This is a genomic window from Pseudomonas ogarae, assembly GCF_014268695.2.
Taxonomy (GTDB): domain Bacteria; phylum Pseudomonadota; class Gammaproteobacteria; order Pseudomonadales; family Pseudomonadaceae; genus Aquipseudomonas; species Aquipseudomonas kilonensis.
The window spans coordinates 4,075,601-4,090,219 of sequence record NZ_CP077086.1 but is presented as its reverse complement, the minus strand read 5'-3'; the positions used below and the strand labels follow the sequence as shown (position 1 = coordinate 4,090,219).

12 protein-coding genes are annotated in these 14,619 nt (G+C 61.1%); 3 read left to right on the top strand and 9 right to left on the bottom strand.

The window, feature by feature from the left end:
* Window positions 1-4: 4 nt before the first annotated feature.
* A complete protein-coding gene (locus HU749_RS17730) occupies window positions 5-1,087 on the bottom strand; it encodes a bifunctional transcriptional activator/DNA repair enzyme AdaA (protein ID WP_079305627.1) in 1,083 nt (360 codons plus the stop codon).
* Between the two features lie 146 nt (window positions 1,088-1,233).
* On the opposite strand from HU749_RS17730, the gene HU749_RS17725 reads away from it, so the two are divergent.
* Window positions 1,234-1,716: a hypothetical protein gene (locus HU749_RS17725; RefSeq protein ID WP_046063968.1), complete on the top strand. Its 483-nt coding sequence runs from the start codon at window positions 1,234-1,236 to the stop codon at window positions 1,714-1,716.
* 77 nt (window positions 1,717-1,793) lie between these two features.
* On the opposite strand, the gene HU749_RS17720 is transcribed toward HU749_RS17725, so the two are convergent.
* A complete protein-coding gene (locus HU749_RS17720; protein ID WP_046063967.1) occupies window positions 1,794-3,248 on the bottom strand; it encodes a TrkH family potassium uptake protein in 1,455 nt (484 codons plus the stop codon).
* A 174-nt stretch (window positions 3,249-3,422) separates the two neighbouring features.
* Between HU749_RS17720 and HU749_RS17715 the strand changes: the two genes are divergently transcribed.
* Window positions 3,423-4,010 carry a LysE family translocator gene (locus tag HU749_RS17715; protein WP_046063966.1) on the top strand — a complete coding sequence of 196 codons (588 nt, stop codon included), beginning with the start codon at window positions 3,423-3,425 and terminating at the stop codon, window positions 4,008-4,010.
* A 178-nt stretch (window positions 4,011-4,188) separates the two neighbouring features.
* Here HU749_RS17715 and HU749_RS17710 read toward each other — a convergent pair whose 3' ends face one another.
* On the bottom strand, window positions 4,189-5,013 hold the full coding sequence (locus HU749_RS17710; protein WP_079305629.1) for a helix-turn-helix transcriptional regulator: 825 nt from the start codon (window positions 5,011-5,013) through the stop codon (window positions 4,189-4,191).
* 138 nt (window positions 5,014-5,151) lie between these two features.
* On the opposite strand from HU749_RS17710, the gene HU749_RS17705 reads away from it, so the two are divergent.
* Complete coding sequence (locus HU749_RS17705) at window positions 5,152-6,114, top strand: GGDEF domain-containing protein (RefSeq protein ID WP_079305631.1); 963 nt, start codon at window positions 5,152-5,154, stop codon at window positions 6,112-6,114.
* 198 nt (window positions 6,115-6,312) lie between these two features.
* On the opposite strand, the gene fabI is transcribed toward HU749_RS17705, so the two are convergent.
* The 6 genes from fabI to HU749_RS17675 are packed head-to-tail and all read right to left on the bottom strand — an operon-like array spanning window position 6,313 to window position 14,520.
* Window positions 6,313-7,107, bottom strand: coding sequence for an enoyl-ACP reductase FabI (fabI, locus tag HU749_RS17700; protein WP_014339032.1), 795 nt, complete (start codon window positions 7,105-7,107; stop codon window positions 6,313-6,315).
* 19 nt (window positions 7,108-7,126) lie between these two features.
* Window positions 7,127-8,737 carry an ABC transporter ATP-binding protein gene (locus HU749_RS17695; protein ID WP_014339033.1) on the bottom strand — a complete coding sequence of 537 codons (1,611 nt, stop codon included), beginning with the start codon at window positions 8,735-8,737 and terminating at the stop codon, window positions 7,127-7,129.
* A 1-nt stretch (window position 8,738) separates the two neighbouring features.
* Window positions 8,739-9,758, bottom strand: coding sequence for an ABC transporter permease (locus HU749_RS17690; RefSeq protein WP_046062782.1), 1,020 nt, complete (start codon window positions 9,756-9,758; stop codon window positions 8,739-8,741).
* A gap of 1 nt (window position 9,759) precedes the next feature.
* Window positions 9,760-10,833 (bottom strand): microcin C ABC transporter permease YejB, encoded by a 1,074-nt coding sequence (locus HU749_RS17685; RefSeq protein ID WP_079305633.1) that lies wholly within the window; start codon window positions 10,831-10,833, stop codon window positions 9,760-9,762.
* Between the two features lie 4 nt (window positions 10,834-10,837).
* Entirely contained in the window at window positions 10,838-12,691 is a 1,854-nt protein-coding gene (locus HU749_RS17680) for an extracellular solute-binding protein (protein WP_079305635.1), read from the bottom strand.
* The gene (locus HU749_RS17675; RefSeq protein WP_189664679.1) at window positions 12,688-14,520 is read right to left on the bottom strand and encodes an extracellular solute-binding protein; all 1,833 of its coding nucleotides are present in this window, start codon (window positions 14,518-14,520) and stop codon (window positions 12,688-12,690) included. The genes HU749_RS17680 and HU749_RS17675 overlap by 4 nt, the downstream gene beginning before the upstream one ends.
* Window positions 14,521-14,619 lie beyond the last annotated feature (99 nt).

Here is a 14,619-nt window from a genome sequence, read left to right as displayed (position 1 = left end):
GCGTTCAAAACGCCAGGGGCAGCGAAACCTGCACGGCGGCTTTTTCCAGCCGCAGCAGAAATGCCTTGCGCGGTTGGCCGCCACCATAGCCGGTCAACGAGCCATCCGCGCCGATCACCCGGTGGCAGGGAATGACGATGGCCAGGCGATTCTGCCCGTTGGCCAAGCCCACGGCGCGGCTGGCGCCAGGGCTGCCGAGGGCTGTGGCGACGCCGCCATAGCTGCGGGTTTCGCCGTAGGGGATCTTTTGCAGTTCAGCCCAGACCCGCACGGCGAAGGCGCTGCCAGGCATGTGCAACGGGACGTTGAAGGCCGTGAGCTTGCCGGCGAAATACTCGGCCAGTTCGGTTTCGATCTGCTGCAAATGAGCGTTGTGGCCCGGCGCAATGGTGTAGCCGTAGCGTTGCTGCAGCTCTTCCAGCTCCTTGGTCAGGGCCGGGCGGTCGAGGAACTCCAGCAGCACCAGGCCCCGTCGCTCGGCCATGGCCAGCATCGGCCCCAATGGCGTAGTCAGGCGGGTGAACAGCAAGGGTTCGCTGAGGGCAGCGCGACCCGGGGTGATGTGGAAGGATTTCACGAAGGCCTCACGAAACCCGCTCAACGATTCATAGCCGGAATCGAACGCGGCATTATCGATGGACGTGCCATCCTTGATGCCGCCCAGGGCAATGCCCAGGCGGCGGGTACGCAGGTAGGCGTGAAAGGTCATGCCGAAATGTTGCTTGAACCAGCGGCGCAATTTCAGCGGTTCGATGCCTTGCTCCAGCAGAAGGGCGTCGGTCCAGCGCAGGTCGGGTTCGGCGTCCACGGTTTTGAGCAGGGCCTGGATCCAGTCGGGTGCGATGGCGGCGGCGTCCAGCGGCTTGCAGCGCAGACAAGCCCGGTAGCCGGCCGACATGGCTTCGTCGGCATGGGCGAAGAACTCCACGTTCTCCGGCTTCGGCTTGCGCGCGGTACAACTGGGGCGGCAGAAAATGCCGGTGGTCTTGACCGCAGTGAAGAACACCCCCTCGTAGGCGGTGTCTCGTTCGAGCATGGCGCGGACCATCTCGGCATGGGGCGGGAGCAGCGAGTCGTGTAGGTTCATGGGGCTGAGCATAGAACCGTGCTCGGAACGACTCCACCGAAAAATCGACAGGGAATTCTCCGGGCACTTGGTCGGATGCTCACGAACAAAAGTGGAACCTTTGAGTCTTAAAGGTTCAACCGTTGTTTTTGTCTTTCGGAGACATCATGTCCAAACATAAGAAATCCCTCATTGCCGTTGCTGTCTGTGCCTTGGCCCTTGGTGCCTCGGCCTTGCTGCCTGCCGACCTGTCGCCTATCGGTTCGAGCTATGCCGCAGGCAATGGCGGCGGCGGTGGTGGTGGCAATGGTGGGGGTGGCGGTCACGGTGGAGGAAACGGCGGCGGCCACGGTGGTGGCATCGGCGGAGGGCAGGGCAATGGAAAGTCCAGTGACTCCAGCGGCCTTGGCAAAGGACTGGCCAGCGACCATGTCGGCACCCGCACCCGCGATCATGGCCTGAGCGGCAAGCACACTGGCACTACCCGCACCGATCGCACCAGCAAGTCCTCGCTGACTTCGACCATCGCCAAGGACCGTGATACACGCGGCCTGACCAAGGCGTCGGCGATATCCACCGCTACCCCAGGTACCCACAACACCAAGGGCCTGACCAACGCGACCAGCTCTTCGATCAAGAACGACCGCTGATCGCTTGAAAAAAAGCCGCGACGCCTGTTCAGGGCGTCGCGGCTTTTTGTTTGTCTGTTTCGCCTTGCCCGAAGTCGTCAATACTTCCAGAACACCGGCGTGAACAACACCAGTACCGTCAGGATTTCCAGTCGCCCCAGCAGCATGCCAATGGTCAGCAGCCATTTGGCCGAATCCGGCAGCGTCGAGAAGTTGCCCGCCGGCCCGATGATCGTACCCAGTCCGGGACCGACGTTGCACACGGCGGTGGCCGCGCCGGTCAAGGCTGTTGTCCAGTCCAGGCCGATCAGCGCCAGCCCCAGGGCGATAGCGCCGATGGTGATGGTGAAGAAAAACGAAAACGTCAGCAGCGAGCGGACGATCTCTTCGTCGATGGGGTGGTTGTTGTATTTTTTTCGGATCACCGCCCTGGGGTGGATCAGTTGTTTCAGGCTGCCCATGAGCAGCGCCCCGGCGACTTGAAAGCGAAAGATTTTCAACCCGCCGGCCGTGGATCCCGAACAGCCGCCAACGAACGTCAAGTAAAAGAACAGCAATAGGGCGAAACTGCCCCACAACGTGTAGTCACCCAACGCCACGCCGGTGGTTGTGACGACAGAGGTAACGTTGACGGCCACGATGCGGACCGCGTCCCACCACTCATGGTCGCTGTTCAGGCTCAGCCAGGTACCCACCACGAGCCAGGTAATGACCAGAAATCCGATGAACCCCCGAACTTGTTGATCCTTGAGCAACGCGCGCCTGTTTCCCCGCAGTGTCGCTACATACAGCGTAAAGGGTAGCGATCCGGCCATCATGACAACGACTGATACCCAATGAATAGCCGGTTGAGGCCAGTGCGCTAGGGACGCATCGGAGGTTGAGAAGCCCCCGGTGGAAATCAACGACATTGCATGGTTGATCGCCTCGAAGGGCGTCATGCCGGCCAACCACAAGGCCAGGGTGGCGAGGGCGGTCAATCCGATATAGATCCACAGGATGTAGTTCGCCGCGACATGGGAGCGCGGTGTGACTTTCTCCGACCAATCCGATGATTCGGTCTGGAACAGCCGCATGCCGCCGACCCGCAGCAGCGGCAGGATCGCCACGGCCATGCCGATGAAGCCGATCCCACCGAGCCAATGCAACATCGAACGCCAGATCAGCAGGCCGGGAGACGCTGTGTCCAGCCCGGTCAGAATGGTCGAGCCTGTGGTCGTGATGCCGGACATCGTTTCAAAAAAAGCGTCGGTGTAACTGATGTGTTGGATAAACACCATCGGCAGAGCGGCGAAGGCACACACGAACACCCAGCTGGCGGTTGTCAGCAAGTACATTTCCCTGGGGCGCATCTGGACATGTTCCGGTCGTCCACGGGCGACCAGCGCGATACCACAGACGAAGGTAATCAGGCTCGACCAGAGAAACGCCGACAAGTCATCGTTGCGCTCGTAGACCATCAGCGTGAATAGCGGAATCGCCATGCTGATCGCCAGGGTAATCAGGAAAATGCCGAGGATGAAACCGATGAGACGCAAAACCGCAATGGACATGAATAACGCCTGATTCAATGAGCCGCACAGTATCGATTTGGTGAATCGACCCGCGCGTAAAGTTTGCGTAAAAAAATGAGCGGTCGCGCTCGTCGACAAGGCAGTTTTCTTCAATACCACCAGAGCCGGGCCCACTACCTTGGGGGCTCTTTCCTAGAATGAAGAAGATAAGTGATGAGCTTGATACTTTCCATGGCCACTTTTGCTTTGGTGGCTTCCATTACACCCGGCCCGGTCAATATCGTCGCCCTCAGCTCCGGGGCCCGGTACGGGTTTCGTGCCACCCTGCGCCATGTCGCCGGGGCCACCCTCGGGTTTGTCCTGTTACTGGTGCTGATGGGGCTGGGCTTGCATGAAGTGTTGCAGCGCTGGCCTGGTCTCACACGAGTGGTGCAATTGGGCGGCGTGGCGTTCCTGTTGTTCATGGCCTGGAAACTGGCGATGGATAATGGGCACCTGGGCGGCGAAGACGAGGGGCGGGCGCCTTCGATGTTCTATGGCGCGCTGATGCAATGGCTCAATCCCAAGGCGTGGCTGGCCTGCGTGGCTGGGATGGGGGCATTCGTGGCCGATGGCGAGGCGCGGCTGGTGTGGCAGTTTGCGGCGATCTACCTGGTGATCTGCTACGTCTCGGTGGGTTGCTGGGCCTATGCCGGGAGTTTTCTGCGCACCTGGCTGGGTAATCCGGCGACCATGCGCCTGTTCAATCGGGCGATGGCGGTGTTGTTGGTGGCCAGTGCGGTGTATCTGTTGTTGCCTTGAGCAGAAGTGGCGGCAATCCGGGCTTTTGAGACGAGTGCTGTTGTGGCGAGGGAGCTTGCTCCCGCTCGACTGCGCAGCAGTCGCCCAGAATCGAGGGCTACTGCGTAGCCCAGCGGGAGCAAGCTCCCTCGCCACAGAGGTCCACTGTTTTTGGTCCAAACAAGGTGGTGGGACAGTATCAACCGCGATATTGCCCGGGCGTAGCCGCCAGGTGTTGCTTGAAGGCGCGCTGGAAATGCGCCTGGTCGGCAAAGCCGCTGTCCAGCGCCACGTCGGCGATCAGCTTGCCTTCGCGTAATTGGTGCCGGGCAAACTGGATCCGGCGGTTGACCAGGAAGGCGTGGGGCGTCATCCCGTAATGGCGCTTGAAGGCTCGGCTCAGGTAGGACGGCGACAGTTGCGCGGCGATGCAGATGTCTTCGAGCTTCAAGGCTTCGCTGCAATGGTCGTGGATGAATTGTGCTGCACGCATCAGCCCTGGATGGCTGCCCCGGTCTGGACGTCCGGCAGGGTTGAGCCGTTGTTGCAGGTCAATGAAAAACGCCTCGGCGGCGGCGTGCTTGTGGGCGGTGTTCAGTTGCTCGTCCACCAATTGCTCATACAGCCGTCCCAACGCGGCAAACAGTTCCGCGTCGCGGCTGTGCGTGGTGGCGAAGCCCTGGAAATCCAGGTTTTCGTCAAAGCCGATACGGCGCTGCAGGTCCCTGAGCCACAGGGTGTCGACGTACAACATCACGTAGGACCACGGCTGATCGTTGATGGGGTTGCACGCATGGACGTCGCCGGGGTTCATCAGCACCACCGTGCCGCTCTCCACCTGGAAGTTCGAGCGTTCGTGAAGGTAGGTGCTGCGCCCGGCGGTGATCGCGCCGATGGAAAAGTGGTCATGGGAATGGCGCGAGTAGCAGACCTTGCGCCCATCGCCGATGGCCCGGGCTTCGATGAAGGGCAGGGCCGCGTCGCGCCAGAAGCGTGGGGCGTCGTCATGGGGGGCGTGCTTCATCGGTCAGCGTCCTCGTCTTGAACCTTGAGTGGCAGTGTATTAGCCCTGGCCGGTAAATGCCCATTGGATTTAGCCGTTCGGTTTGAATGGCAGGGGTCCTGGACTAGACTTCGTGAAGTCCTGCCAATGGAGTTCCCGATGCTTGTGCCACGCAAACCGGACGACGAAGCCGCTCGCCTCAAGAATCTGCACTCGCTCAAGCTGCTGGATACCGCACCCGAAGAGCGGTTTGACCGCCTGACCCGCCTTGCCCGACGTCTGTTTGACGTGCCCATCGCGTTGGTGTCCCTGGTAGACGCCAACCGGCAATGGTTCAAGTCCAGCGCCGGCCTGGACGCCAGCGAAACTCCGCGGGAGATTTCCTTCTGTGGGCATGCGATTTTGCAGGACCAGATCCTGGAGATCTGCGACGCGGAACAGGACGAGCGCTTCCACGACAACCCCCTGGTCACGGACAAGCCTGGCATTCGCTTCTACGCCGGGCATCCGCTGGGGTTGGAGGACGGCAGCAAGCTCGGCACGTTGTGCCTGCTCGACACCCGGCCGCGCAAGCTCAATGACGAAGAGCGCGAGCTGCTGCGCGACCTGGCGCGCATGGCCGAGCAGGAAATGGTCGCGGTGCAGATGGCGAGCATGGACGAGCTGACGTTGTTATCCAATCGGCGTGGCTTCAGGACGTTGGCCCAGCATGCCTTGAATGTGTGTGATCGCTTGTCGCGGCCGGCGACGTTGCTGTTCTTTGACCTCAACGACTTCAAGCCGATCAACGACCGTTATGGGCATGCCGAGGGTGACAGCGCGCTGAAAACCTTCGCCGATGTGCTGCGTATCGCCTTTCGCGAAAGTGACGTGATCGGGCGCCTGGGCGGTGATGAATTCGTGGCGCTGCTCACCGGTTCTTCCCATGTCGAGACAGCGGCGATCATGGTGCGGCTCATGGAAATCCTCGATGAGCGCAATGCGATGTTGCAGCGTGGCTATGACATTCGTTTCAGTGTCGGCCAGATCGAGTACGACGCCCAGCGCCATCAGTCGATCGACAACCTGCTGGCTGACGCCGATGCGGCGATGTACACACAGAAACAGGCGTTGCGCAGCTAGCACAAGCCTACCCCCTAATCCAATGTGGGAGCGAGCTTGCTCGCGAAGGCGTCGGTACGTTCAATATCAATGCCAGCTGACCCACCGCAATCGCGAGCAGGCTCGCTCCCACAAGCGGATTTGTAGTGAGAGCATAAAAAAACGCCGCTTGCCCTTTCCAGGGCGAGCGGCGTTTTTTACGCGTGGCGCGGGTGAAGATTACTCTTCGATGTTGCCCATGGCGGTGGTATTGAAGCCGCCGTCCACGTACATGATTTCACCGCTGATGCCCGATGCCAGGTCCGAGCACAGGAAGGCGCCAGCGTTGCCGACTTCTTCGATGGTGACGTTGCGACGCAGCGGGGTTTGCGCTTCGTTGGCGGCCAGCATCTTGCGGAAGTTCTTGATACCGGAAGCGGCGAGGGTGCGGATGGGACCTGCCGATACGCAGTTGACGCGAGTGCCGTCCGGGCCCAGGGAGCCGGCCAGGTAGCGTACACCGGCTTCCAGGGAGGCCTTGGCCATGCCCATGACGTTGTAGTTCGGCATGGTGCGCTCGGCGCCCAGGTACGACAGGGTCAGCAGGCTGCCGTTGCGGCCTTTCATCATTTCGCGACCGGCCTTGGCCAGGGCCACGAAGCTGTAGGCGCTGATGTCGTGGGCAATGCGGAAACCTTCACGGGTGGTGGCTTCGGTGAAGTCGCCATCCAGTTGGTCGCCCGGGGCGAAACCCACGGAGTGCACGATGCAGTCCAGGCCATCCCACTTCTTGCTCAGTTGTTCGAAGACCTTGGCGATTTCTTCATCGCTGGCCACGTCGCACGGGAAGCACAGCTCAGGGCTCGAACCCCAGCCCTGTGCGAACTCTTCGACACGACCCTTGAGTTTGTCGTTCTGATAAGTGAAGGCAAGCTCAGCGCCCTCGCGATGCATGGCGGCGGCGATGCCGGATGCGATGGACAGCTTGCTGGCGACACCGACGATCAGTACGCGCTTACCGGCGAGAAAACCCATGTGTTGCTCCTCTTTCAGGTTATTCGGCAGTTGTTGGGGCCAGGAAGGCGGCCTCCAGCAACTGCTGTGTATAGGGGTGCTGCGGCGCGGCGAATATGCTGCGGGCATCACCTTGTTCGACCACTTGGCCATGCTTGACCACCATCAACTGGTGGCTCAGCGCTTTGACGACAGCCAGGTCATGGCTGATAAACAGGTACGTCAGGTTGTACTTGGTTTGCAATGACCGCAACAGCTCCACCACTTGGCGTTGCACGGTACGGTCCAGGGCCGACGTCGGTTCATCCAGCAGAATCAACGCCGGCTTGAGCACCAGGGCCCGGGCAATGGCGATACGCTGCCGTTGCCCTCCGGAAAATTCATGGGGGTAGCGGTTCCGGGTTTCCGGGTCCAGGCCTACCTCCTTCAATGCCGCGATTATCGCTTGTTCCTGTTCGGCTTCGGTGCCGATCTTGTGGATCCGCAGGCCTTCGCCGACGATCTGGCTCACACACATCCGTGGGCTCAGGCTACCGAACGGGTCCTGAAACACCACTTGCATCTCCCGGCGCAGCGGCCGGACTTGTTGCTGCGTCAGGCTGTCCAGCTGCTTGCCTTCGAAACGGATCCCGCCCTGGCTGCCGATCAACCGCAGGATTGCCAGCCCCAGGGTGGATTTGCCGGAACCGCTTTCGCCGACGATGCCCAAGGTCTGACCCTGGGGCAGGCTGAAGCGGATACCGTCCACGGCCTTGATGTAGTCTACCGTGCGTTTGAACAGGCCTTTCTTGATCGGGAACCAGACTTTCAGGTCCTCGACCTGCAACAGCGGCGGGCCGACAACGTTGTTCGCCGGGGTGCCGCTGGGCTCGGCGCCCAGCAGTTCCCGAGTGTACGGATGCTGCGGTGCGCGGAACAACTCTTCGCACGATGCCTGTTCGACGATGCAACCGCGCTGCATGACACATACGCGATGCGCAATTCTTCGCACAAGGTTCAAATCGTGGCTGATCAGCAGCAGCGACATGCCCAATCGCGCCTGCAGTTCCTTGAGCAATTGGAGGATTTTCAGCTGGACGGTGACGTCCAGGGCAGTGGTCGGCTCGTCGGCGATCAGCAGTTCCGGCTCATTGGCCAGGGCCATGGCGATCATCACCCGCTGACGCTGGCCGCCCGACAACTCGTGGGGCAGGGCCTTGAGGCGCTTGTGGGGCTCGGGGATGCCAACCAGTTCCAGCAACTCAAGGGTCCGGCGGGTCGCGACCTTGCCGCTCAGGCCCTTGTGAATGCCGAGCACTTCATTGATCTGTTTTTCAATGGAGTGCAGCGGGTTGAGGGAGGTCATCGGCTCCTGGAAGATCATCGCGATCCGATTGCCACGGATATGCCGGATGGTTTTTTCCTTCAGGCCCAGCAAATTCTGGCCGGCGTACTGGATAGTGCCGGTGGGGTGATGGGCCAGCGGGTAGGGCAGCAACCGCAGGATCGAGTGGGCGGTGACCGATTTGCCCGAGCCGCTTTCACCCACCAGGGCTAGGGTTTCGCCGCGCTTGATATCGAAGCTGACCCCCTCGACCACGCGCTGGCGGCGCTCGCCGACAATGAACTCCACCGCCAGGTCGCGCACTTCGATCAGATTATCCTGGTTCATATCACTTCCTCGGATCGAAGGCATCGCGAGCGGACTCGCCGATGAACACCAACAGGCTCAACATCAGGGCCAGCACGGCGAACGCGCTGATGCCCAGCCACGGCGCCTGGAGGTTGGATTTGCCCTGGGCCACCAGCTCGCCCAGGGACGGCGCACCCGGCGGCAGGCCAAAGCCGAGGAAATCCAGGGCGGTGAGAGTGCCGATGGCGCCGGTGAGGATGAACGGCATGAACGTCATGGTCGAGACCATGGCGTTGGGCAGGATGTGGCGGAACATGATCGCGCCGTTCTGCATGCCCAGGGCCCGGGCGGCGCGCACGTATTCCAGGTTACGCCCGCGCAGGAACTCGGCACGGACCACGTCCACCAGGCTCATCCAGGAAAACAGCAACATGATGCCCAGCAGCCACCAGAAGTTGGGCTGCACGAAACTGGCCAGGATGATCAGCAGGTACAGCACCGGCAACCCGGACCAGATTTCCAGGAAGCGTTGGCCGGCCAGGTCCACCCAACCGCCATAAAAGCCCTGCAGGGCCCCGGCGATCACGCCGATGATCGAGCTGAGCACGGTCAGCGTCAGGGCAAACAGTACCGAGATGCGGAAGCCATAGATGACCCGGGCCAGGACATCGCGACCCTGGTCGTCAGTGCCCAGCCAGTTCACGGAAGAGGGCGGGGCCGGGGCCGGGACCTTCAGGTCGTAGTTGATGCTCTGGTAGCTGAACGGAATCGGTGCCCACAGCACCCAGGCGTCCTTGGCCGCCAGCAGTTCGCGGATGTAGGGGCTCTTGTAGTTGGCTTCCAGCGGGAACTCGCCGCCGAACGTGGTTTCCGGGTAGCGCTTGAGCGCCGGGAAGTACCAGCCGTCGTCGTAATGCACCACCAGCGGCTTGTCGTTGGCGATCAACTCGGCGCCCAGGCTCAGTCCGAACAGGATCAGGAACAGCCACAGCGACCACCAGCCACGCTTGTTGGCCTTGAACAGTTCGAAGCGGCGGCGATTGAGAGGGGACAGGTTCATCTCAATGCTCCCGGCTTTCGAAGTCGATGCGCGGATCGACAAAGGTGTAGGTCAAGTCGCCGATCAGTTTCACCACCAGCCCCAGCAAGGTGAAGATGAACAGGGTGCCGAACACCACCGGATAGTCGCGGTTGATGGCCGCTTCGAAACTCATCAGGCCCAGGCCGTCGAGGGAGAAGATCACTTCCACCAGCAGGGAGCCGGTAAAGAAGATTCCGATGAAGGCCGAAGGGAAGCCGGCGATCACCAGCAGCATGGCGTTGCGGAATACGTGGCCGTAGAGCACCCGCTGGCGAGTCAGGCCCTTGGCCTTGGCGGTGACCACGTATTGCTTGTTGATTTCGTCGAGGAAGCTGTTCTTGGTCAGCAGGGTCATGGTCGCGAAGTTGCCGATCACCAGGGCGGTCACGGGCAAGGCCAGGTGCCAGAAGTAATCGAGGATCTTGCCGCCCATGCTCAATTCGTCGAAGTTGTTGGAGGTCAGCCCGCGCAACGGGAACCAGTCGAAATAACTGCCGCCGGCAAACACCACGATCAGCAGGATGGCGAACAGGAACGACGGGATCGCGTAGCCGATGATGATTGCCGAACTGGTCCAGACGTCGAAATGGCTACCGTGGCGCGTGGCCTTGGCGATCCCCAGCGGGATCGACACCAGGTACATGATCAGCGTGCTCCACAGCCCGAGGGAGATGGACACCGGCATTTTCTCCTTGATCAGGTCGATGACCTTGGCATCGCGGAAAAAACTGTCGCCGAAGTCCAGGTGGGCGTAGTTCTTGATCATGATCCACAGGCGTTCGGGGGCCGACTTGTCGAAGCCGTACATGTGCTCGATTTCCTTGACCAGCGCCGGGTCCAGGCCCTGGGCACCGCGGTACGAGGAGCCGGCCACCGCCACTTCGGCACCGCCGCCGGCAATGCGGCTGGTGGCGCCTTCGAAGCCCTCGAGCTTGGCGATCATTTGTTCCACCGGCCCGCCGGGCGCGGCCTGGATGATGACGAAGTTGATCAGCAGAATGCCGAACAGGGTCGGGATGATCAGCAGCAGTCGCCGAAAAATATAAGCCAGCATCTTGTTACTCCACGCTCGCAGGGGCGGCGATTTGCTGCTCGATGACCTGCTTTTCTACTTCATCGGCCGGCTTGACCTCCGGCTTGACCCACCAGGTGGTGGTGCCGATGTCATAGGTTGGGGTGATTTTCGGATGGCCGATGTGATTCCAGTAGGCCACGCGCCAGGTCTTGATGTGCCAGTTGGGAATCACGTAGTAGCCCCACTGCAAAACCCGGTCCAGTGCTCGGGCGTGGGCCACCAGGCTCTTGCGCGAATCGGCGTTGATCAGTTGTTCCACCAGTTGGTCCACGGCCGGATCCTTCAGGCCCATGGTGTTGCGGCTGCCGGGCTTGTCGGCGGCGGCCGACATCCAGAACTCGCGCTGTTCGTTACCCGGCGAGCTGGATTGCGGGAAGCTGCCCACCACCAGGTCGAAGTCTCGGGAGCGTACGCGGTTGACGAACTGGGAGACGTCGACCCGGCGGATGATCAGTTCGATGCCCAGGTCGCTCAGGTTGCGCTTGAACGGCAGCAGTATCCGTTCGAACTCGGTCTGGGCCAGCAGGAACTCCAGCACCACCGGTTTGCCCTGGGCATCGACCATCTTGTCGTCGACGATGCGCCAGCCGGCTTCCTGCAGCAATTGGTAGGCCTTGCGCTGCTGGTCGCGGATCATGCCGCTGCCGTCGCACATGGAAGGCTGGAACGCGTCGGTGAAGACTTGCTCGGGAATCTTGCCGCGCAGGGGCTCGAGAATCTTCAGTTCGTCTTCGCCGGGCAGGCCGGTGGCGGCCATTTCCGAATTCTCGAAGTAGCTGCGGGTGCGAGCGTAGGCGCCGTTGAACAGTTGTTTGTTGGTCCACTCGAAATCCAGGAGCAGGCTCAATGCCTTGCGTACCCGGATATCCTGGAAGATCGGCCGGCGCAGGTTGTAGATAAAACCCTGCATACCGGTGGGGTTGCCGTTGGGGATCTGTTCCTTGATCAGCCGGCCCTCGGTCACGGCCGGGATGTTGTAGGCATTGGCCCAGTTCTTGGCGGTCATTTCCAACCAGAAATCGAATTGACCGGCCTTGAGCGCTTCGACCGCGACGGTGTTGTCGCGGTAGTAGTCGGTGACCAGTACGTCGAAATTGTAGAAGCCGCGATTGACCGGCAGGTCCTTGCCCCAATAGTCCTTCACCCGCTCATAGCGGATCGAGCGACCGGCCTTCACTTCGGCGACCTTGTAGGGGCCGCTGCCCAGGGGGATTTCCAGGTTGCCCTTGCTGAAGTCGCGCTCGGCCCACCAGTGCTTCGGCAATACCGGCAGTTGGCCGAGGATCAACGGCAGTTCGCGATTGTTGGTGTGCTTGAACTTGAACAGGACCTTGAGCGGGTCTTCGGCAATGACGTCGGCAACATCGTTGTAATAGCCGCGAAACATCGGCGCGCCGTCCCTGGTCAGGGTCTGGAAGCTGAAGACCACGTCTTCTGCCCGTACCGGGTGGCCGTCGTTGAAACGGGCTTCGGGGCGCAGGTAGAAGCGCACCCAGGCATTGTCCGGGGCTTTCTCGATTTTTTCGGCGATCAGGCCATATTCGGTGAAAGGTTCGTCCAGGCCCTGCTTGGCCAGGGTGTCGTAGATCAGGCCGATGTCATCGGCCGGCACGCCTTTGCTGATGAATGGGTTGAGGCTGTCGAAACCCCCAAAGCCGCCCTGGCGGAAGATGCCGCCCTTGGGCGCATCCGGGTTGACGTAGTCGAAATGCTTGAAGTTCGCCGGGTATTTGGGCGGCTCGTTGTACAAGGTCAAGGCGTGCTGTGGCGCGGCGCAGGCCAACCCGGCGAATAACAGGCTGCTGGCCTGCAGGAGCAGGGCACGTAGAGGCTTCATTGATCTTTCTCCGAAGATTTCAGCCACCATGCGCTCAGGCCCAGGGTGTAGGGCGGCGTGGTGACGAAGGCGAACCGGTTGCGGTACGCCAGGCGATGATAATTGAGATACCAGTTGGGAATGCAGTAATGCTGCCACAACAGCACGCGATCCAGGGCTTTGCCGGCGGCGACCTGTTCGTCGCGGGTCTGGGCGGCGAGCAATTTTTCCAGCAGGTGGTCGACCACCGGGTTGGCGATCCCCGCGTAGTTCTTGCTGCCCTTGACCCCGACCTGGCTGGAGTGGAAGTACTGCCATTGCTCAAGGCCCGGGCTGAGGGTCTGGCCCAAGGTCAGCAGGATCATGTCGAAATCGAACTGGTCCAGGCGCTGTTTGTACTGGGCGCGATCCACTGTGCGCAACCGGGCCTGGATGCCGATGCTGGCGAGGTTTTCGACGTAGGGCTGCAGGATGCGCTCAAGGTTCGGGTTCACCAGCAGGATTTCGAAACTCAGGGGCTGGCTGTCGGTATTGAGCAGGCGCTGGCCGTTAAGGCTCCAGCCGGCCTCCTTCAAGAGGCCCAGGGCCTTGCGCAAGGTTTCCCGGGGGATGCCGCGCCCGTCGGTCTTGGGCAAGCTGAAGGGTTCGGTGAGCAGTGTGGGCGGCAATTGTTCCCGATACGGCTTGAGCAACAGCCATTCATGGCCCACCGGCAGGCCGGTGGCGGAGAATTCGCTGTTGGGGTAGTAACTGAGGGTGCGCTTGTAGGCGCCGCTGAACAGGGTGCGGTTGGTCCACTCGAAATCGAACATCAGCCCCAGGGCTTCACGTACCTTGACCTCGGCAAACGTGCTGCGCCGGGTGTTCATGAACAGGCCTTGGGTCTGGGGCGGGATCTGGTGGGGGATTTGCGCCTTGATGACATCGCCCCGGTTGACCGCCGGGAATTGATAGCCGTTGGCCCAGTTCTTGGCCTGGTGTTCGATGTAGATATCGAACTCGCCAGCCTTGAAGGCTTCGAAGGCGACTTCGCTGTCACGGTAGAACTCCACGTCCATGCGGTCGTAGTTGTACTTGCCGCGATTGACCGGCAGGTCCTTGCCCCAGTAGTTCTTGACCCGCTCGAACACCAGTTGGCGGCCTGGTTGCACTTTGGTGATGCGATACGGCCCGCTGCCCAGGGGCGGTTCGAAGGTCGTCGCCTTGAAATCGCGGTTTTTCCAGTAGTGCTGGGGCAACACTGGCAGTTCACCCAGGCGCAGGATCAGCAGCGGATTGCCCGCACGCTTGAAGACAAAGCGGATTTTCAGCGGGTTGAGAATGTCGACCCGCAGCACTTCCTGCAGGTTGGTGCGGTACTGCGGGTGTCCTTCCTTGAGCAGCGTCCTGTAGGAGAACGCCACGTCATAGGCGGTGATGGGCACGCCATCGTGAAACCGCGCTTCGGGGCGCAGGTTGAAAACCACCCAGCTGCGGTCTTCGCTGTATTCCACCGACTGGGCGATCAGGCCATAGCTCGACGTCGGTTCGTCACCGGAGGGGGCGTACTGGCCAGTGCCGACCATCAATGGTTCGTTCAGCTCATTGATACCGTACTGCAGGAAGTTGGGCGTGGAAACCGGGCTGCTGCCCTTGAACGTGTAGGGGTTGAGCGTATCGAAGGTGCCGAATGCCATGACCCGCAAGACTCCGCCCTTGGGCGCTTGCGGGTTGACCCAGTCGAAGTGGGTGAATCTGGCCGGATACTTGAGCGTGCCGAACTGCGCATAGCCATGGCTTTCGCTGATGGCTGCGCTGGCGGGAGAGCTCAAGGCCAGGCTGATCAGGAGCAGGAGGAGGGGACGTATCAAGTATGAGATCCGATCCAGGCGGCTTGGGCTTTATGGCCTGTACAGTAACAGCTTGTATCGGCAGGAAAAAGGCGGTGGGCCAAAGCGTCTCAGATTACT